Source organism: Herbaspirillum sp. 1173 (assembly GCF_031455335.1).
Taxonomy (GTDB): domain Bacteria; phylum Pseudomonadota; class Gammaproteobacteria; order Burkholderiales; family Burkholderiaceae_D; genus Herbaspirillum; species Herbaspirillum huttiense.
This window is the reverse complement of record NZ_JAVDSP010000001.1, coordinates 1,502,695-1,520,928: the sequence shown is the minus strand read 5'-3', so window position 1 is coordinate 1,520,928 and position 18,234 is coordinate 1,502,695. Positions and strand designations below refer to the sequence as shown.

Genomic DNA, 18,234 nt, shown 5'->3' with positions numbered 1-18,234 from the left:
TACCTGTAATCTGACGAACGTGAAAATACACTCAACGCCACAGGGACGGGAGTAGGCACTTGCTAGTCATCATTGGATATATCGTGGTCATGGGGTCCGTCTTCGGCGGCTTTGCCCTGTCGGGCGGCCACCTGGGGGCACTGTTCCAGCCACTCGAACTGCTCATGATCGGCGGCGCCGCGCTGGGCGCTTTCCTGGTCGGTAACAACAACAAGGCCATCAAGGCCACCATGAAGGCTTTGCCGACGGTCTTCAAGGGCAGCACCTACACCAAGGCGCTGTACATGGAACTGATGGCGCTGCTGTTCGAGATCCTCACCAAATCCCGTAAAGAGGGTTTGATGTCGATCGAAGGCGACATCGAAGAGCCGGAAAGCAGCCCCATCTTCAGCAAGTACCCTGGCGTGCTGGCCGACCATCACCTGATCGAGTTCATGACCGATTACCTGCGCCTGATGGTGTCGGGCAACATGGATGCGTTCCAGATCGAAAACCTGATGGACAACGAAATCGAGACCCACCATCACGAGGGCGAGATTCCGGTGCATTGCATCGCCAAGCTGGGCGACGGCATGCCGGCCTTCGGTATCGTGGCGGCGGTGATGGGCGTGGTGCACACCATGGAGTCGGTGGGTATCCCTCCCTCCGAGCTGGGCATGCTGATCGCACACGCGCTGGTCGGTACCTTCCTCGGTATTCTGCTGGCCTACGGTTTCGTGGGCCCGCTCTCCAGCTTGCTGGAACAGAAGCTGCACGAATCGACCAAGATCTACCAGTGCGTGAAGGTGACGTTGCTGGCGAGCCTGAATGGCTACGCGCCGGCACTGTCGATCGAATTCGGCCGCAAGGTCCTGTTCTCGACCGAACGTCCGACCTTCCTCGAACTGGAAGAGCACGTCAAGCAGGCCAAGGGTAAGTAAGCGGTCGGCAGGCCGGCCAGGGGAGGCCGGCAGGCAGGGCGATTCACACAGACATCAGTATTGAAGCAGGAGCACAGGCATGGCCGACGAAGGTCTACGTCCCATTATCGTCAAGCGGATCAAGAAAGGCGGCGGGGGTCACCATGGTGGCGCCTGGAAGATTGCGTACGCCGACTTCGTGACCGCGATGATGGCCTTCTTCCTGCTGATGTGGCTGCTGGGATCGACCGCCAAGGGCGACCTGAACGGTATTGCCGAATACTTCAAGACGCCGCTGAAGGTGGCCATGGCCGGTGGTTCCGGCAGTGGTGATGCCAACACGGTGCTGCCCGGCGGCGGCAAGGATCTGACCCGCCAGGACGGCCAGCTGCGCAAGGGCGAGAACGATGTGGTCTCGCGCAAGCAGAACCTGAAACAGGCACAGCAGGAGCTGGAGCGCGCCGAGCGCACCCGGCTGGAAGAACTGAAGTCGCGCCTGGAAAAGGCCATCGATTCCAATCCGACCTTGAAGCAGTTCAAGAACCAGCTGTTGATCGACATTACCTCGGAAGGCCTGCGCATCCAGATCGTGGACGAAAAGAACCGTCCCATGTTTGCCCTGGCCAGTGCACAGCTGCAGCCCTACACCAAGGAAATCCTGCACGAGATCGGCCGCACATTGAACGACGTGCCCAACAAGATCAGCCTGTCCGGCCACACCGATGCCACGCCTTATTCGCGCGGCGAGAAGGGCTACAGCAACTGGGAACTGTCGGCTGACCGCGCCAATGCGTCGCGCCGCGAACTCATTACCGGCGGCATGGACGAATCGAAGGTGCTGCGGGTGGTGGGCCTGTCCTCGGCAGTGCTGCTGGACAAGGAAGATCCGTTCAACCCGATCAACCGCCGCATCAGCATCATCGTCATGAACAAGAAGGCGGAAGAACTGGTGGAAAAGGATAGCGGCTCGTTGAACGTGCCCACCGATGCCAGCGATGAAGACGTGCAGCAAGGGCTGAGTGCGCCGGCCAAGAACTGATAACAGGTGCCACGCCTGCGCGGGTGCGCGCGGTGTGCCAATGAAGCAGAAGTGTTCCAATTGAACAGGGGAAGAGAGCCGGATATGCCGACCAAGACCATGCTGCAGGAGCTCAAGCGCTTGTTGCTCGATACTGCCAGCGGCGGCAGCCGCCAATTGACGGAAGTGGAGTCGGACCTGGTCCAGACCAACATCCTGCTGGGCGAAGCCATCGGCAAGCTGGGCAACAGTTTCATGGAGCTGCATCGCGCGGTACAGATACAGCAATCCATCCTGGAAGGCCTGATGAACGGCAGCGGCCAGTTCGACAGTGCGAGCATTGATCAGCTCAAGGCCACCCAGGGCGAAGTCAGCCACTACGTCAACGCGGCCGTGACCGGCTTGCAGTTCCAGGACATGACCAGCCAGCTGCTGGAACGCATCGTGCGCCGCGTGATCGGCCTGCGTGAAGCGCTGGGGGTCCTGAGTGCGAACAGCTTCGAGATCGTCCCCGAGCAGGGCCAGACCGACGAAGAGGTCAAGGAATTGCTGGCCAGCACGGTGCAGGCGATTGAAGAGCGCCTCAACATGCTCGATACCGGGCTCTGGAAAGCAGTGCGCCAGACCCGCATGGAAAGTGGCGACATCGAGCTGTTCTGATCGGTGGCTGGCTGAGTGGTACAAGATTGAACTAGGTCATTCCGGCCTTGGCTGGGCGGTAGGTCGGTGGCCAAGGGTGCGGCATAATGCATACGCGCATGAGCCTTATTGAAGAAACAGGGAGTAACGATGTCCAAAACGATTCTCGCAGTAGATGATTCCGGGTCACTGCGTCAGATGGTGGTATTCAGTCTGAAAGCTGCGGGTTACAACGTGACCGAGGCGGTCGACGGTGTGGACGCGCTGGAAAAGGCCAAGACGCATACCTTCGACCTGGTCCTGACCGACCAGAACATGCCGCGCATGGACGGCCTGACGCTGATCCGCTCCCTGCGCGAGCTGACCAGTTACGCACGTGTGCCCATCCTGATGCTGACCACCGAGTTCAGCGACGAGATGAAGGCCAAGGGCAAGGCGGCCGGTGCCAATGGCTGGCTGGTCAAGCCCTTCGATCCGCAGCGCCTGACCGAGGTGGTGCGCAAGGTGATCGGCTGATCGTTTGCCGGGACAAGAAGAAGATACGTACTGCATCCAGCATGGAGCCCAGGCATGAGCATTGATATGAGCCAGTTTTTCCAGGTCTTTTTCGACGAGGCCGAGGAAGGCCTCGCGGAAATGGAAAAGCTGTTGTTGGCCGTCAATGTGGCGTCTCCCGATCCGGAGGACCTCAACGCGGTGTTTCGTGCCGCCCATTCGATCAAGGGTGGTTCGTCCACCTTCGGCCTGACCGATATTGCAGAAGTCACACACGTTCTGGAGTCGCTGCTGGATCGCATCCGCCAGGGCCAGATGAAGCTGACCTCGGAACACGTGGATGCCTTCCTGGCCGCCAAGGATGTGCTCAAGTCCATGCTGGACGGGCACAAGCATGGTGCCGAGGTGGATCAGGACGCGGTCGGCAATGTCCGCATGCTGCTGGAGGAATTGTCCCAGGGCCGGCGTGCCTCGGCTGCGCCGAAGACGGACGCGGCGGCGCCCGCCGGCGCCGTGGTCGGACCCGGCGGCGTTCGCCGCTACCGGCTGGACATGCCGGAAATCAGCGACAAGGATGCCGAGGCCCTGGCCGACGAGCTGGCCATGTTGGGCAAGCTGGAGAAGTCCAGGTCGCCCGAGGGGAAGTGGATCTTCATCCTTGATACGGCCGAACCGATCGATGACGTGGTCGCCATCTGCGCCTTCATCGTCAACGTGGCCGATCTGAAGGTGTCGCAGGCCGTCGATCCTGCCCAGAGCAGTGACGAAGAGCGCGGTTATGGTTTCTTCGACAATTTCGTGACCCAGGAAGAGCGCGAACGCGCCCAGGGTTATGGTTTCTTCGACAACCACACCGCTATCGAAGACAAGGAACGCGAGCAGGGTTACGGCTTCTTCGCTCCCTTCGTGCCGCTGGACATCAGCGCCAAGAAAAGCGAGGGCGACGCCCATGCGAATGGCACCGCCGGCGCTGGCGGTCACGGCAATGGCAACGGTAACGGCAACGGCCATCACGACGACGGCCATCTGCAGGGTGACCACGGCGGTGAAAAGAAAGCGGCCAAGGGCGGCGGCGGGCAGGAATCGTCGTCGATCCGGGTCAGCATTGAAAAGGTCGATCAGCTCATCAACCTGGTCGGCGAACTGGTGATTACCCAGGCCATGATCGAGCAGCGCGTTGGCAAGCTCGATCCCATGCATCACGAACATCTGCTCAACAGCGTCAGCCAGTTGAGCCGCAATACCCGCGATCTGCAGGAATCGGTGATGTCGATCCGCATGATGCCGATGGATTACGTCTTCTCGCGCTTCCCGCGCATGGTGCGCGATCTGGCGCACAAGCTGGGCAAGCAGGTCGAGTTCGTCACCCATGGCGCAGCCACCGAGCTGGACAAGGGCCTGATCGAGCGTATCGTCGATCCGCTCACCCACCTGGTGCGCAACAGCATCGACCACGGCATCGAACTGCCCGACGCGCGCCGTGCAGCGGGCAAGGGTGAGGCAGGTGTGCTGGCCTTGTCGGCCGAGCATCAGGGCGGCAACATCATCATCGAAGTCACCGACGACGGTGGCGGCCTGAACCGCGACAAGATCCTGGCCAAGGCCAAGCAGCAGGGCATGCCGGTCACCGACAGCCTGACCGATGCCGAAGTGTGGCAACTGATCTTCGAACCCGGCTTCTCTACCGCCGAGCAGGTGACCGATGTCTCCGGGCGTGGCGTGGGCATGGACGTGGTCAAGCGCAACATCCTGGCCATGGGCGGTGCGGTGGATATCCGCTCCAGCAAGGGCTTCGGCACCACCATTTCGATCTCGCTGCCGCTGACGCTGGCGATCCTGGACGGCATGTCGATTCGCATCGGTGAAGAAGTTTACATATTGCCGCTAGGATATGTGGTTGAATCTTTGCAGCCTTTGCCGCAAGATATCAAAGAGATTTCCGGTCAGGGCCAGGTGCTGCGTGTGCGCGGTGAATATCTGCCACTGATCCCGCTTTATCAGATTTTCAACATCGAGCCTTCATTTACCGATCCTTCGCAAGGATTGGTGGTCATTTTGGAGTCAGATGGTAAAAAGGCGGCACTTTTCGTGGATGACCTGATCGGACAACAGCAAATCGTTGTGAAGAACCTGGAATCCAACTACCGAAAGGTCGCCGGCATTTCCGGAGCTACCATTCTGGGCGACGGCGGCGTTGCCCTGATTGTCGATGTGGCAGCCTTGCTGCGATCCAGCCGCCAATTGAATGACGAATCTGTATTTTCCTGATTTTTAAAGGGCCTCAACATGTCTGACACTGCAACCAAGAATCTTTCCGGCTTCGGCGAAAAGACCGACAGCAACGGAAACGAATTTCTCGCCTTCACCCTGGGCAAGGAAGAATACGGCATCGATATTCTGAAGGTTCAGGAAATCCGCGGCTACGAAGCCGTGACCCGCATCGCCAATTCACCCGACTTCATCAAGGGCGTCGTGAACCTGCGCGGCATCATCGTCCCCATCGTGGACATGCGCATCAAGTTCCAGCTGGGCGAGCCGACCTATGACCAGTTCACCGTCGTCATCATCCTGAACATCGGCGGCCGCGTCGTGGGCATGGTGGTCGACAGCGTGTCCGACGTCATCACCCTGACCCAGGAACAGATCAAGCCGGCACCGGAGATGGGCACTACCTTCGACTCCGACTACCTGATCGGCCTGGGTACCCTGGAACAGCGCATGCTGATCCTGGTGGACATCGACAAGCTGATGTCCAGCGCCGAAATGGGCCTGATCGAAAAGCTGGCTGCCTGAGTCTTTGAGGCTCTGCAGGCCGGCAGTACGGGATCCGGAGGAGACGCAGTCCGGATCTGGCGCCCGTCGTCATTCGGTACCGCAGGAAAAGCGGGCATCATAGCCCGATACAGAAGAGAAAAAGGCATCCGCCGTGTGGTGGATGCCTTTTTTATGGGCGCTTTTCAGTGCCTGTGAAGCTTTAAGCGCGCCGGCCATGCCCGGGACCGCGCGTCCTGCCTCCCGGCAGGACGTTTCTTCATCTCTCAGTGGAAATGCTCAACCGGAGGAGGCGTATCTTCCGGCATTTCCGCGTGCACCAGTTCACCTTCGCGGTCAGGGAAGAGCGGTGCGCCACAGTCGTCGCAAAACTCCATGGTGAAGCGTTCTGCATGATGCTTGATGTGCACGATGCCGCATTCGCGCAGCACCGTCAGGATCTGCTGCAGCGGGCTGGTGGGGATGCCTTCCAGCAGACCAGCACCGGCCGGGATCATCATGGGCAGGTCTTCGCCACTTTCCTGTTCATACAGCGGCCAGACCGTGCCATAGACCACGGTCGGATCGCCGCCGATGGAAAAGCCGATGCGGTATTCATCGATCTGGCCGTTGATGTCCTCGGAGAAGCCGCCGATGCTGGCGTGCAGTTCGGAGGAGGAAATGTCCAGGGTCTGCGTCAGGAAGTAATCGGCGGCGCGGATGGAGGCCGGGCGAATGCGCTTGTCGGCTTCGCGGCAGCCGAAGAAATAGGCCTGCGGCAGCAACAGTTCGACGCTGCAGCCCGGCAGCAGGCGCGTGAAGAGCGGGGTGGCCTGCTGGGTCCAGGCTTCGAAGGCGGCCTCTTTCCGGGCCGAGAAGTGGCTCTGCTGTTCGCTTTCCTGCCAGTGGAACAGGGCTTCGCCGGCCGGCACCACCACGGCGGCGATGACGTAGCGGGTATCGGCCAGGAAGGCGGCAGTGGGCGGCTGTTCACCGCGCAGCTGCACCGGGCCGGTCTTGAGGGCGGTCTGGCCCATCTGGCGGGTCAGGGCGAAGACGTCGGCGTGTACGCGCGGCAGCTGCTCGATCGAGAACAGGCTCGGTGCCAGTGCCAGGCGGGCCTGCTTGGCCAGTACGTGGGCATGCAGGTGCGCGCCGATGGCGGTCAGCAGCTCGCTGCCGATGGGGCCGGAGGCTATTGCAAAGCGGGTCCAGGCCAGCACCGGCAGCACCAGCAGTTGCACGTCATAGTCCTGGCCTTCGTGTTCCAGCGAGGTGGCTTCGCTGCCGGCCTCGACGGCTTCGATCAGGATGTCGTAGGCATCCAGGTCGGCCTTGAAGAGATGATCCAGGGCGGCATCGATGAGCCCCTGCTGGCCGGCCCGCAGCAGCTTGTTGAGCAGGGCGTCCAGGGGTTTCAGCCAGGCGCGCTCTTCGAGCCGGCTGGAGGCCTGCGCGATGGCTTGCGCAAAAGTCACCAGATGCTGGCTGTCGGCAGAAAGCTTGGAGGAGGAACGTTTGGCGGGACGACGCATGTAGGCTATCTGTATCTGTGGAAACGAAACCGCCTATTGTAGATGATTTGTCAGTCCTGTCAGCCGCCGCGGCCATTGCACAGCGCCAAGGGGCAATAAAAAACGCCGGACGAATCCGGCGTTTCTGTACTGCAGGGGACTACGGACGCTGCTTAGGCTGCCAGCAGCTGACGCAGCACGAACGGCAGGATGCCGCCATGCTTGTAGTAGTCCACTTCGATCGGGGTGTCGATGCGCAGCAGCAGCTTGACTTCCTGAGTCTCGCCGTTCTTGCGATGGATCACCAGGGTGGCTTCCTGTTGCGGCTTGATCTCGCCTTCCAGGCCCTTCAGGTCGAAGCTTTCTTCACCGGTGATGCCCAGCGACTGCACGCTGTCGTTGCCCAGGAACTGCAGCGGCAGCACGCCCATGCCGACCAGGTTGGAACGGTGGATACGCTCGAAGGAACGTGCGATCACGGCCTTCACGCCCAGCAGCTGGGTGCCCTTGGCAGCCCAGTCACGGGAGGAGCCGGTACCGTACTCTTCGCCACCGAAGACCATGGTCGGGGTACCTTCAGCCACGTACTTCATGGCGGCGTCGTAGATCGACATTTCTTCACCGGAAGGCTGGTGAATGGTGATGCCGCCTTCAACGCGCGAGCCGTCTTCCTTGGCCGGAATCATGAGGTTCTTGATACGCACGTTGGCGAAGGTGCCGCGCATCATGATCTCGTGGTTGCCGCGGCGCGAGCCGTAGGAGTTGAAGTCCGCCTTCAGCACGCCATTGGCTTGCAGCCACTTGCCGGCCGGGCTGGATTCCTTGATGGAACCGGCCGGGGAGATGTGGTCGGTGGTGATCGAGTCGCCGAACACGCCCAGGGCGCGGGCACCGCTGATGCCGGTGGCAGCAGCCTTGGGCTCTTCGCTGAAGTTCTCGAAGAACGGCGGCTCGGCGATGTAGGTCGAGCTCGGCCAGTTGTAGACTTCGCCCTTGGCGACGCCCTTGATGGCTTCCCACAGCTTGCCGGGAGCGCCCTTCACATCGGCGTAGTTTTCCTTGAAGGTCTTGGCGTTCATGGCGAACTTCAGCAGCTTTTCGATCTCTTGCGAGGTCGGCCAGATGTCGCCCAGATAGACGTTCTTGCCGCCCTTGCCCTTGCCGACCGGTTCGGTCATCAGGTCACGGGTGACATTGCCGGCGATGGCGTAAGCCACGACCAGCGGAGGCGAGGCCAGGAAGTTGGCGCGGATGTTCGGGTGGATACGAGCTTCGAAGTTGCGGTTGCCCGACAGCACGGCGGCCGCCACCACGTCGTTCTTGACGATGGCTTCGTTCATGGCCGGGGTCAGGTCGCCGGCGTTGCCGATGCAAGTGGTGCAACCGTAGGCGGTCACGCCAAAGCCCAGCTTTTCCAGGTAAGGCAGCAGGCCAGCCGCTTCCAGGTACTTGGTCACCACGCGCGAGCCAGGCGCCAGCGAGGTCTTGATGTGCGGGGCCACCTTCAGGCCGGCTTCCACGGCCTTCTTGGCCAGCAGGCCGGCAGCCAGCAGCACGCTCGGGTTGGAGGTGTTGGTGCAGGAGGTGATGGCGGCGATCAGCACGTCACCGTTGTGCACATCCACGCCGTCGGCGTTCTTGTAGGACGCGGTCAGGTCTTCGGCCTTCTTGTTGAAGCCGTTTTCAGCGGTCGGCTTGGTGAAGAGGTCGGAGAAGGTGGACTTGACGTTGCCGATCTCGATGCGGTCTTGCGGACGCTTCGGACCTGCCAGCGACGGGGCAACGGTGCCCAGGTCCAGCGAGACTTCCTGGGTGTAGTCGATCTGGCCGGCCTTGGGCACGCCGTACAGGCCTTGCGCCTTGAAGTAGGCTTCGAAGGCGTCGATCTCGGCCTTGGTGCGGCCGGTGCCCTTGAAGTAGTCGATGGTGGCGTCGTCGACCGGGAAGAAGCCCATGGTGGCGCCGTATTCCGGTGCCATGTTGGCGATGGTGGCGCGGTCGGTCAGCGACAGCGATTCGGTACCTTCACCGAAGAATTCGACGAACTTGCCCACGACCTTGGTCTGGCGCAGCAGTTCGGTGATGGTCAGCACCAGGTCGGTGGCGGTGACGCCTTCGCGCAGCGCGCCGGTCAGGTTCACGCCGACCACGTCCGGGGTCAGGAAGTAGACCGGCTGGCCCAGCATGCCGGCTTCGGCTTCGATACCGCCCACGCCCCAGCCGACCACGCCGATGCCGTTGATCATGGTGGTGTGGGAGTCGGTGCCGACCAGGGTGTCAGGGTAGTAGACACCGGTCTTGTTGTGCACGCCGCGTGCCAGGTATTCCAGGTTGACCTGGTGCACGATGCCGAAGCCCGGGGGCACCACGCCGAAGGTGTCGAAGGCTTGCATGCCCCACTTCATGAACTGGTAGCGCTCGTTGTTGCGCGAGAATTCCAGCTTCATGTTCAGGTCCAGTGCCTTCTTCTCGCGGAAGTGGTCGATCTGCACCGAGTGGTCCACCACCAGATCCACCGGGACCAGCGGTTCGATGTTCTTGGGGTTCTTGCCCAGCTTGCTGGCGACGTTGCGCATGGCGGCCAGGTCGGCCAGCAGGGGCACGCCGGTGAAGTCCTGCAGCACCACGCGGGCTACCACGAAGGGGATCTCATCCACGCGGGCGGCCTTGGCACCCCAGTTGGCCAGTTGCTTGACGTGTTCTTCGGTGACCTTCTGGCCATCGCAGTTGCGCAGCACCGATTCCAGCACGATGCGGATCGACACCGGCAGACGCGAGATATTCACGCCCAGCGACTTTTGCAGGGCGGGCAGGGAGTAGAACTTGCCCTTCTTGGAACCGGAAATCGGGAATTCCTTCAGGGTGTTCAATGTGTTGCGAGACATGGCCTCTTCTCCTTAATTTGGCAATTTAGTGATGCTAGCTAGTCGAATCCGGTTTGCGCTGCAATGGTGAACTGCGGGGTGCTGCCTGATTCTGTGATTCTGTGTTGCTTGATACGCGATGAGCTGGCGGTTGCCTGCCGGCTCAGTTCTTCTGGGGTGCCGCGGCGACGGTGGCTGCCGGTGCTGCTTCGGCGGCCTTGATCTGCTCGGCGTTTTTGCATTCATTGGCCAGTTGCTGGCCCTTCTTGGAGTCCAGCAGCAGGCCCTTGGCCGGGATACCGATCCAGACCAGGCCCATCTTGCGGTTTTCGAAGCGGTTGGCGCCGGTGGTGGTTTCCACGCGGGTCAGGCGGTGGATGCGCTTGTCCCAGCGGATGGCGATGTGCTTGTCGTCGGCTTCGTTCTTCCAGATGGTCAGCTTGTGCCCCATTTCGCACTGGAAGTCGGCCGACAGGGTGCCGCCCAGTTCGGGTTCGCTGTCGTCATCTTCGGCGTCGGAAGAGAACGGCATCTTGGCGGCGGGGGCTGCTGCAGCCGCAGCCGCGGCCTTCTTGGCCGGCGCCTTCTTGACGACCTTTTTCTTGGCCGCCGGTTTGGTATCGGTTTCAGCGTGCGCCGCAGTGATGCCGGCGGTGGCGAAGAGGGCGCCCAGCAGGGCGATGAGAGTCAGGTGCTTTTTCATGGACGTCGGTCGAAACAAGTTTGCTGCGTGGTTGAGGGGGAGTCGCCGCGGGCGAACCAGGGTGCAGTCTCCGGCGGCAGCGCGGTGCCGGTGGCGTGCGCGCGTTGCAGGATACTCCAGTAATAGCGATAACTGGCGCGGTCGTGCAGGTTGCCCTGATGCTGGATCGGGCCCCACTGCACCGCCTGCGCCTTGAGCAAGATCTGTGCCGCCAGGTCGGCTTCTTCCGTGGCCGGGGACATGGCCTGCACGATCGGGCGAATCTGGTCAGGATGGATGCTCCACATCCGGGTATAGCCAAACTCCTGTGCCGCGCGGCGCGCATCGTCAGCCACGGCGGCGGGATTCTTGATGTCGGTGGTCACGTTGTGCGACGGCACCTTGCCATGCGCATGGCAGGCGGCAGCAATCTCCAGCTTGGCGCGGCGCACCAGCGGATGGTCGAACTGTCCGGGCGAGCGCATGGCGCTGCCAGGAATGGCCCCGTAATGGGCCGAGACGAAATCCATCACCCCGAACGACAGCGACTGCACCTGGGGCAGGGCGGCGATCTTGCCGGCATCAGCCAGGGCACCATGGGTCTCGATCAAGACCTGCACCGGCAACTGCGCACGGCCGGCCGCATTGGCGGCACGGTTGATGCTCTCCAGGGCACGCAGCACGTCCTCGATGCCTTCAGCCTTGGGCAACATCACGTAAGCCAGCTCGCGCGCAGCGGCGCCGCAGATGATGGCCACGTCCTGCTCGAAATGCGCATGGCCCACGTCATGCAGGCGCGCCCCGATGCGGCGGTGGACATTGCCGGGGCCGGCGATGAGCGAGGCGACCAGTTCGGCGTGCGCGGCTTCATTGCCGGCGGCAGCGCCATCTTCACAGTCGAAGGTGATGTCGAACAAGGGACCGAGCTCCTGCTGCAGGGCCATCGACTTGCGCATCAGCTTTTCAGAGCCGGCGTAGTGATCGCACACCGGAAGCGAAACCGGTTGCTGGGCACCTGGGAACAAGACCTGGGAAGGATGCATTGCTGCGATTGAGAGCGGGGTAAGGTTGTCGGAACGGGTGATGTCACGTACTGCAAAATACTGAAAACAACCGGCGCGGCAGCCGGAAAGGGCCGCCGCGCCGTGGTCAATTAGCCGACCAGATGCTTGACGCCTTCGCGCTCTTCCAGCAGTTCCTTGAGCGTGATGTTGATGCGCTCTTGCGAGAACTCATCGATCTCCAGGCCCTGGACGATCTTGTACTCGCCGTTTTCGGTGGTCACCGGGAAGCCGAACATGGTGCCTTCGGGGATACCGTAGGAACCGTCGGAGGGGATACCCATGGTGGTCCACTTGCCGTTGGTGCCCAGCACCCAGTCACGCACGTGGTCGATGGCGGCGTTGGCAGCCGAAGCGGCCGAGGACAGGCCACGAGCCTCGATGATGGCGGCGCCGCGCTTGCCGACGGTGGGCAGGAACACGTTCTTGTTCCATTCCTGGTCGTTGATGGTGTCCTTGACGGAAGCGCCATCGGCGGTCGCGAAGCGGTAGTCGGCGTACATGGTCGGCGAGTGGTTGCCCCACACGCACAGCTTTTCGATGGCCGAGACCGGCTTGCCGATCTTGGCAGCCACTTGCGACAGAGCGCGGTTGTGGTCCAGGCGCAGCATGGCGGTGAAGTTCTTGGCCGGCAGGTTCGGGGCCGACTTCATGGCGATGTAGGCGTTGGTGTTGGCCGGGTTGCCGACCACCAGCACCTTGACGTTACGGGATGCGACGGCGTCCAGTGCCTTGCCTTGCACGGTGAAGATCTGGGCGTTGGCTTCCAGCAGGTCCTTGCGCTCCATGCCGGGGCCACGGGGACGGGCACCCACCAGCAGGGCAATGTCGGCATCCTTGAAGGCGGTCAGCGGATCGCTGTGGGCGGTCACGCCAGCCAGCAGGGGGAAGGCGCAGTCGTCGATTTCCATGATGACGCCCTTGAGCGCCTTCTGAGCCTTCTCATCAGGGATTTCCAGCAGTTGCAGGATGACCGGCTGGTCTTTGCCCAGCAGGTCGCCGTTGGCGATGCGGAACAGCAGGGAGTAACCGATCTGACCGGCGGCGCCGGTGACGGCAACACGCATGGGGGCTTTAGCCATGTTGAATCTCCAAAAGAGGTGATGAAAAAAAGCATTCAGACTGCAGCGAAGCGCAGCTTGCGGTCGCGTCGCGCAAGGCGCGGCAGGGCCGTGTAGCGGTGGCTTCTGGTTTGCGCATGAAAATGCGCGACTTCCTCGAATTCTTGTTAGGCCGCCATGATACCGTCGAAAACGCAGCGAGTCAGTTGGTTTCGGACCGGGCTCTGCCGACAAATCAAAAACCTGTCAAACTTGTGTTCTGCCTGCAGAAAACCACCGCATCGGAATGATCTTGATGAGAGCGATTCTCGTTATCGTCTACTGGCCGGTACATCGCTTCCTGCCTGCCTTGCGGCTCTTCAGGTTGCTCGCGAGTGTAGGCTTGCGAAAGACTGCTGTCAATCAATATCTTATGTCTTATATAAGACATATTATTGCCTAGTTTTTGCTGGACGCCGGAAGGAGTTTTGTGTTGAAATTCGAGGTTATGAGCTCGATCCTGCCCAATTCAAACAACGTCGACGCGCACGCCGCGGGGGCGGGTGTTGCCAGTCCGGCGCCCACCTTCAGTCCGTTGTACCAGCAGATCAAGGCGCTCATCATGCAGCGCCTCGAAGCCGGTGAGTGGAAGCCCGGTGAGCTCATTCCCAGTGAAGTCGAACTGGGCAGCCGTTTCAAGGTCAGCCAGGGCACGGTGCGCAAGGCCATCGACGAACTGGCGGCCGAAAACCTGGTGGTGCGCCGCCAGGGCAAGGGGACCTTCGTCGCCACCCATCACGAGACCCAGGCGCAGTTCCGCTTCCTGCGGCTGATGGCCGACAGCGACGAGCCACAGCGTCCCGAAAACAAGATCATCGAAGTCAAGCGCGTTCGCGCCTCGGCCGAAGTGGCCCGTCAGCTCGACATGAAGTCGGGTGACTCCGTCATTTTCATTCGCCGTGTCAAGTCCTTCAACGGCACTCCCATCATCCTCGAAGACATCTGGCTGCCTGGTGCCATCTTCAAGGGGTTGACGGCCGAGCGCCTCATGGAATACCGCGGGCCCTTGTATGGCCTGTTCGAGTCCGAGTTCGGCACGCGCATGATCCGTGCCGAAGAACGCATCCGTGCCGTCGGGGCGGATCCGGATGCCGCAGAGTTTCTGGGCGTAACGCCCCAAACGCCGTTGCTGAGTGTGGAGCGGGCTTCATTTACCTATGGCGACAAGCCGGTGGAAATGCGGCGCGGTCTGTACCTGACGACGAATCATCATTACCAAAGCGAGTTGAGCTGAGTAAACCGAAACCGGTCATGATCGGGTGCTGGCGGGTCCTGCCTGCCCAGCGCAGAAGGGCTGGTGTCAAGCCTTTTCGGCATGCTGCGAAGCGCAATAAAAGTTGATGGTGATTTCGAAAATCGGCGAAAATTGCATGATTGTTTTAAACTGAGGAGAACCTTGTATGTCTGAAGCCGCTAAACCACAACGGCCGCAATTTCGTAACATACACCTAACCCAAATTGCCGGCTATCGCATGCCTCTGGCAGCCATCGTCTCGATCATGCACCGCATCAGCGGTCTGTTCCTGTTCCTGATGCTGCCTTTCATCCTGTTCCTGCTGGACAGCAGCCTGCTCTCGGAAGGTACTTTCGCCTATCTCAAGGGCTTCGTCTCGGGCTGGTTCGTCAAGCTCGTCATCCTGGCACTTTCCTGGGCCTACCTGCATCACTTCTGCGCCGGCATTCGCCACCTGATCATGGACAACCACGTTGGCCTGGACAAGGACAGCGCACGCAAGTCCTCGGCAACTGTCCTGGTGGTCAGCATCGCGCTGATGATCCTGGTCGCATTGAAACTGTTCGGAGTGTTCTGAAAATGGCTGATAACAACATCGGACCCAAGCGCCTGGTCGTTGGCGCCCACTATGGCCTGCGTGACTGGCTGGCGCAACGCGCGACCGCCGTCGTGATGGCCGTCTACACCGTCATCCTGCTGGTGTGCTTCTTCACCTCGACCAACTTCAGCTACCAGGGCTGGGCGGCGCTGTTCTCGCATCAATGGTTCAAGGTGGCCACCTTTGCCGTGTTCATGGCGCTGTTCTTCCACGCCTGGATTGGCGTGCGTGACGCGCTGATGGACTACGTCAAGCCCGTTGGCACCCGTCTGGTCCTGCAAGTTGCCACTATCGTGTGGCTGATCGGTTGCGCTGGCTACGCTGCGCAGATTCTCTGGAGAAACTAATCGTGGCTGCTATCAAATCCGCCATCACTACCCGCCGCTTTGACGCGGTCATCGTCGGCGCCGGTGGCTCCGGCATGCGCGCCTCGCTGCAACTGGCCGAAGCCGGCCTGAACGTCGCTGTCCTGTCCAAGGTCTTCCCGACCCGCTCGCACACCGTGGCTGCCCAAGGCGGCATCGGCGCTTCGCTGGGCAACATGTCCGAAGACAACTGGTACTGGCACATGTTCGACACCGTCAAGGGTTCGGACTATCTGGGCGACCAGGACGCCATCGAGTTCATGTGCCGCGAAGCACCGAAGGCCGTCTACGAGCTGGAACACTTCGGCATGCCCTTCGACCGCAACCCGGACGGCACCATCTACCAGCGTCCCTTCGGCGGCCACACCGCCAACCTGGGCGAAAAGCCGGTGCAGCGTGCCTGTGCGGCCGCTGATCGTACCGGTCACGCGCTGCTCCACACCCTGTACCAGCGCAACGTGCGCGCCAAGACCCACTTCTTCGTGGAGTGGATGGCGCTGGACGTGATCCGCAACGAAGAGGGCGATGTCCTCGGCGTGGTGGCGCTGGAAATGGAAACCGGCGAAATCATGATGCTGCACGCCAAGACCACCCTGTTCGCCACCGGCGGTGCAGGCCGTATCTGGGCGGCATCGACCAATGCCTTCATCAACACCGGTGACGGCATGGGTATGGCCGCACGTGCCGGCCTGCCGCTGCAGGACATGGAGTTCTGGCAGTTCCACCCGACCGGCGTGGCCGGTGCGGGCGTGCTGATTACCGAAGGCGTGCGCGGTGAAGGCGGCATCCTGATCAACAGCAACGGCGAACGCTTCATGGAGCGCTACGCGCCAACCCTGAAGGACCTGGCACCGCGTGACTTCGTCTCGCGTTCGATGGACCAGGAAATCAAGGAAGGCCGCGGCGTTGGTCCCCACAAGGATCACGTGCTGCTGGATCTGCGCCACATCGGTGCCGACACCATCAAGAAGCGCCTGCCCTCGATTCTGGAAATCGCCCACAAGTTCGCCAACGTCGATGCGACCAAGGAGCCTATCCCTGTCGTGCCGACCATCCACTACCAGATGGGTGGCATCCCCACCAACATCCACGGCCAGGTGGTCGCGCCCAAGGGCGGTTCGATGAAGGAAGTGGTGCAGGGCATGTACGCCATCGGCGAATGCGCCTGCGTCTCGGTGCACGGCGCCAACCGCCTGGGTACCAACTCGCTGCTGGACCTGGTGGTCTTCGGCCGCGCAGCCGGCAACCACATCGTCGGCAGCCGCCTGCAGGACCAGAGCCACAAGCCGATCCCGGCCGGCGCCCTGGACCGCTCGCTGGAACGCATTGCGCACCTGGAAAGCAGCACCGGTTCCGAGCGCGTGCAGGATGTGGCCAACGACATCCGTGCCACGATGCAGAAGTACTGCGGCGTGTTCCGTACCGATGCCCTGTTGAAGGAAGGCGTTCAAAAGATCATGGAACTGGATGAGCGTCGCAAGCACGTCTCCTTCAAGGACAAGTCCAAGGTCTTCAACACCGCCCGCGTGGAAGCGCTGGAACTGGACAACCTGATCGAAACCGCAAAGGCCACCATCACCTCGGCCGAAGCCCGCAAGGAATCGCGCGGCGCCCACGCGCAAAGCGATCACGAGCAGCGCGACGACGTGAACTGGCTCAAGCATACGCTGTGGTTCTCCGAGGGGAATCGTCTCGACTACAAGCCGGTCAACATGCAGCCGCTGACCGTCGAGACTTTCAAACCTAAAGCACGTACTTTCTAAGAGGTCGCAACATGACTCGCACCCTGAAATTCAAGATCTATCGTTACGATCCGGACAAGGACGACAAGCCGTACATGCAAGACCTGACGGTGGAACTCAAGCCCACCGACAAGATGCTGCTGGATGCCCTGCAGCGCATCAAGTCCGACGTTGACGATTCCCTGGCGCTGCGCCGCTCCTGCCGCGAAGGCGTGTGCGGTTCCGACGCCATGAACATCAACGGCAAGAACGGCCTGGCCTGCATCACCAACCTGAACGAACTGACCGAACCCATCGTTCTGAAGCCGTTGCCCGGCCTGCCGGTGATCCGCGACCTGATCGTGGACATGACGAACTTCTTCAAGCAATACGACTCGATCAAGCCCTACCTGATCAACGACAGCATTCCGCCCGAGAAGGAGCGCCTGCAGTCGCCCGAACAGCGTGAAGAGCTCGATGGCGTCTACGAGTGCATCCTGTGCGCCTGCTGCTCGACTTCCTGCCCGTCGTTCTGGTGGAACCCGGACAAGTTCGTCGGCCCGGCCGGCCTGCTGCAAGCCTACCGCTTCATCGCCGACAGCCGCGACGAAGCCACCGGTGCGCGCCTGGACAACCTGGAAGACCCGTATCGCCTGTTCCGTTGCCGTTCCATCATGAACTGCGTCGATGTCTGCCCCAAGGGTCTGAACCCCAACAAGGCCATCGGCAAGATCAAGGAACTGATGGTGCGCCGTTCGGTGTAAGCCGGATCGGCGTGTTGCCTGCCAGACCCGCCGTCCATGGCGGGCGGCAGCAAGGGGGAGCAGGGCTGGAAGCGGCTTCCCCGACCGGTTCCTTCGGTTTTGGTCCGGTTGAAGTGAATGGAAAGACTAGAAATGAGCGAGTTCATGACTGAACAGCGTCACCAGGATGATCCGGCCAAGCGGGCGCGACTGCGCTGGCGTGCGCGCCGCGGGCTGCTGGAGAACGATCTGATCCTCACCCGCTATCTGGACGCCAACGAGGCCCAGATGAGCGACGACGAGGTGGATGCCTTCTCGCGCCTGATGGACCTGACCGACAACGACCTGATGGACTTGCTGCTGGCCCGCAAGGAGCCGGAAGCGGCAGTTGACCTGCCCCAAGTGCATGCGTTGCTGAAGAAACTGCGTACTGCCTGACTGTTGCACGAATATTGCGCCTGGCCACAAGCCAGACCGATTTTGCCCGATCGCGGCCTGTTCCCACTCGCCACCCGGCGCATCTGAACCACGATGACGCCCGGCTTGCGGT

Annotated in this window: 18 protein-coding genes; 13 read left to right on the top strand and 5 right to left on the bottom strand. The window is 61.4% G+C overall.

Features of this window, described 5'->3' with window-relative positions; translation table 11 throughout:
* The first annotated feature begins 59 nt into the window (after window positions 1-59).
* The 6 genes from motA (at window position 60) to J2X56_RS06715 (ending at window position 5,844) form a co-directional block, all read left to right on the top strand.
* Window positions 60-920, top strand: coding sequence for a flagellar motor stator protein MotA (gene motA, locus J2X56_RS06740; RefSeq protein ID WP_088753345.1), 861 nt, complete (start codon window positions 60-62; stop codon window positions 918-920).
* 79 nt (window positions 921-999) lie between these two features.
* Complete coding sequence (gene motB / locus J2X56_RS06735; RefSeq protein ID WP_039785307.1) at window positions 1,000-1,938, top strand: flagellar motor protein MotB; 939 nt, start codon at window positions 1,000-1,002, stop codon at window positions 1,936-1,938.
* 84 nt (window positions 1,939-2,022) lie between these two features.
* Complete coding sequence (locus tag J2X56_RS06730) at window positions 2,023-2,577, top strand: hypothetical protein (protein WP_039785309.1); 555 nt, start codon at window positions 2,023-2,025, stop codon at window positions 2,575-2,577.
* A gap of 129 nt (window positions 2,578-2,706) precedes the next feature.
* A complete protein-coding gene (locus J2X56_RS06725; protein ID WP_006463269.1) occupies window positions 2,707-3,072 on the top strand; it encodes a response regulator in 366 nt (121 codons plus the stop codon).
* Window positions 3,073-3,126: 54 nt separating this feature from the next.
* Window positions 3,127-5,319: a chemotaxis protein CheA gene (gene cheA / locus J2X56_RS06720; RefSeq protein WP_121041925.1), complete on the top strand. Its 2,193-nt coding sequence runs from the start codon at window positions 3,127-3,129 to the stop codon at window positions 5,317-5,319.
* A gap of 18 nt (window positions 5,320-5,337) precedes the next feature.
* On the top strand, window positions 5,338-5,844 hold the full coding sequence (locus J2X56_RS06715; protein WP_006463271.1) for a chemotaxis protein CheW: 507 nt from the start codon (window positions 5,338-5,340) through the stop codon (window positions 5,842-5,844).
* 245 nt (window positions 5,845-6,089) lie between these two features.
* Here the strand turns inward: J2X56_RS06715 and J2X56_RS06710 are convergent, their stop codons facing one another.
* From J2X56_RS06710 to J2X56_RS06690, 5 genes are all read right to left on the bottom strand, one after another.
* Entirely contained in the window at window positions 6,090-7,337 is a 1,248-nt protein-coding gene (locus tag J2X56_RS06710; protein ID WP_310159042.1) for a DUF2863 family protein, read from the bottom strand.
* Window positions 7,338-7,489: 152 nt separating this feature from the next.
* On the bottom strand, window positions 7,490-10,201 hold the full coding sequence (acnA, locus tag J2X56_RS06705; RefSeq protein ID WP_134136004.1) for an aconitate hydratase AcnA: 2,712 nt from the start codon (window positions 10,199-10,201) through the stop codon (window positions 7,490-7,492).
* Between the two features lie 142 nt (window positions 10,202-10,343).
* Complete coding sequence (locus J2X56_RS06700) at window positions 10,344-10,883, bottom strand: hypothetical protein (RefSeq protein WP_034333994.1); 540 nt, start codon at window positions 10,881-10,883, stop codon at window positions 10,344-10,346.
* The gene (locus tag J2X56_RS06695) at window positions 10,880-11,905 is read right to left on the bottom strand and encodes an aldolase/citrate lyase family protein (protein ID WP_310159039.1); all 1,026 of its coding nucleotides are present in this window, start codon (window positions 11,903-11,905) and stop codon (window positions 10,880-10,882) included. Before J2X56_RS06695 ends, J2X56_RS06700 begins: the two co-directional genes overlap by 4 nt.
* Window positions 11,906-12,015: 110 nt before the next feature.
* A complete protein-coding gene (locus J2X56_RS06690) occupies window positions 12,016-13,005 on the bottom strand; it encodes a malate dehydrogenase (RefSeq protein ID WP_121041917.1) in 990 nt (329 codons plus the stop codon).
* A 116-nt stretch (window positions 13,006-13,121) separates the two neighbouring features.
* Here J2X56_RS06690 and J2X56_RS06685 point away from each other — a divergent pair, with 116 nt between their 5' ends.
* The 7 genes from J2X56_RS06685 (at window position 13,122) to J2X56_RS06655 (ending at window position 18,122) form a co-directional block, all read left to right on the top strand.
* Window positions 13,122-13,274 carry a hypothetical protein gene (locus J2X56_RS06685; RefSeq protein WP_209566882.1) on the top strand — a complete coding sequence of 51 codons (153 nt, stop codon included), beginning with the start codon at window positions 13,122-13,124 and terminating at the stop codon, window positions 13,272-13,274.
* Between the two features lie 197 nt (window positions 13,275-13,471).
* On the top strand, window positions 13,472-14,257 hold the full coding sequence (locus J2X56_RS06680) for a GntR family transcriptional regulator (protein ID WP_034333992.1): 786 nt from the start codon (window positions 13,472-13,474) through the stop codon (window positions 14,255-14,257).
* A 166-nt stretch (window positions 14,258-14,423) separates the two neighbouring features.
* Window positions 14,424-14,834, top strand: coding sequence for a succinate dehydrogenase, cytochrome b556 subunit (gene sdhC / locus J2X56_RS06675; protein WP_039785325.1), 411 nt, complete (start codon window positions 14,424-14,426; stop codon window positions 14,832-14,834).
* A gap of 2 nt (window positions 14,835-14,836) precedes the next feature.
* Window positions 14,837-15,202: a succinate dehydrogenase, hydrophobic membrane anchor protein gene (gene sdhD, locus J2X56_RS06670; protein WP_088753354.1), complete on the top strand. Its 366-nt coding sequence runs from the start codon at window positions 14,837-14,839 to the stop codon at window positions 15,200-15,202.
* A gap of 2 nt (window positions 15,203-15,204) precedes the next feature.
* Window positions 15,205-16,983, top strand: coding sequence for a succinate dehydrogenase flavoprotein subunit (gene sdhA / locus J2X56_RS06665; RefSeq protein WP_034333989.1), 1,779 nt, complete (start codon window positions 15,205-15,207; stop codon window positions 16,981-16,983).
* Between the two features lie 11 nt (window positions 16,984-16,994).
* Window positions 16,995-17,705, top strand: coding sequence for a succinate dehydrogenase iron-sulfur subunit (locus J2X56_RS06660; protein ID WP_006463281.1), 711 nt, complete (start codon window positions 16,995-16,997; stop codon window positions 17,703-17,705).
* A 132-nt stretch (window positions 17,706-17,837) separates the two neighbouring features.
* Window positions 17,838-18,122: a succinate dehydrogenase assembly factor 2 gene (locus tag J2X56_RS06655; RefSeq protein WP_008329929.1), complete on the top strand. Its 285-nt coding sequence runs from the start codon at window positions 17,838-17,840 to the stop codon at window positions 18,120-18,122.
* Window positions 18,123-18,234: the final 112 nt, after the last annotated feature.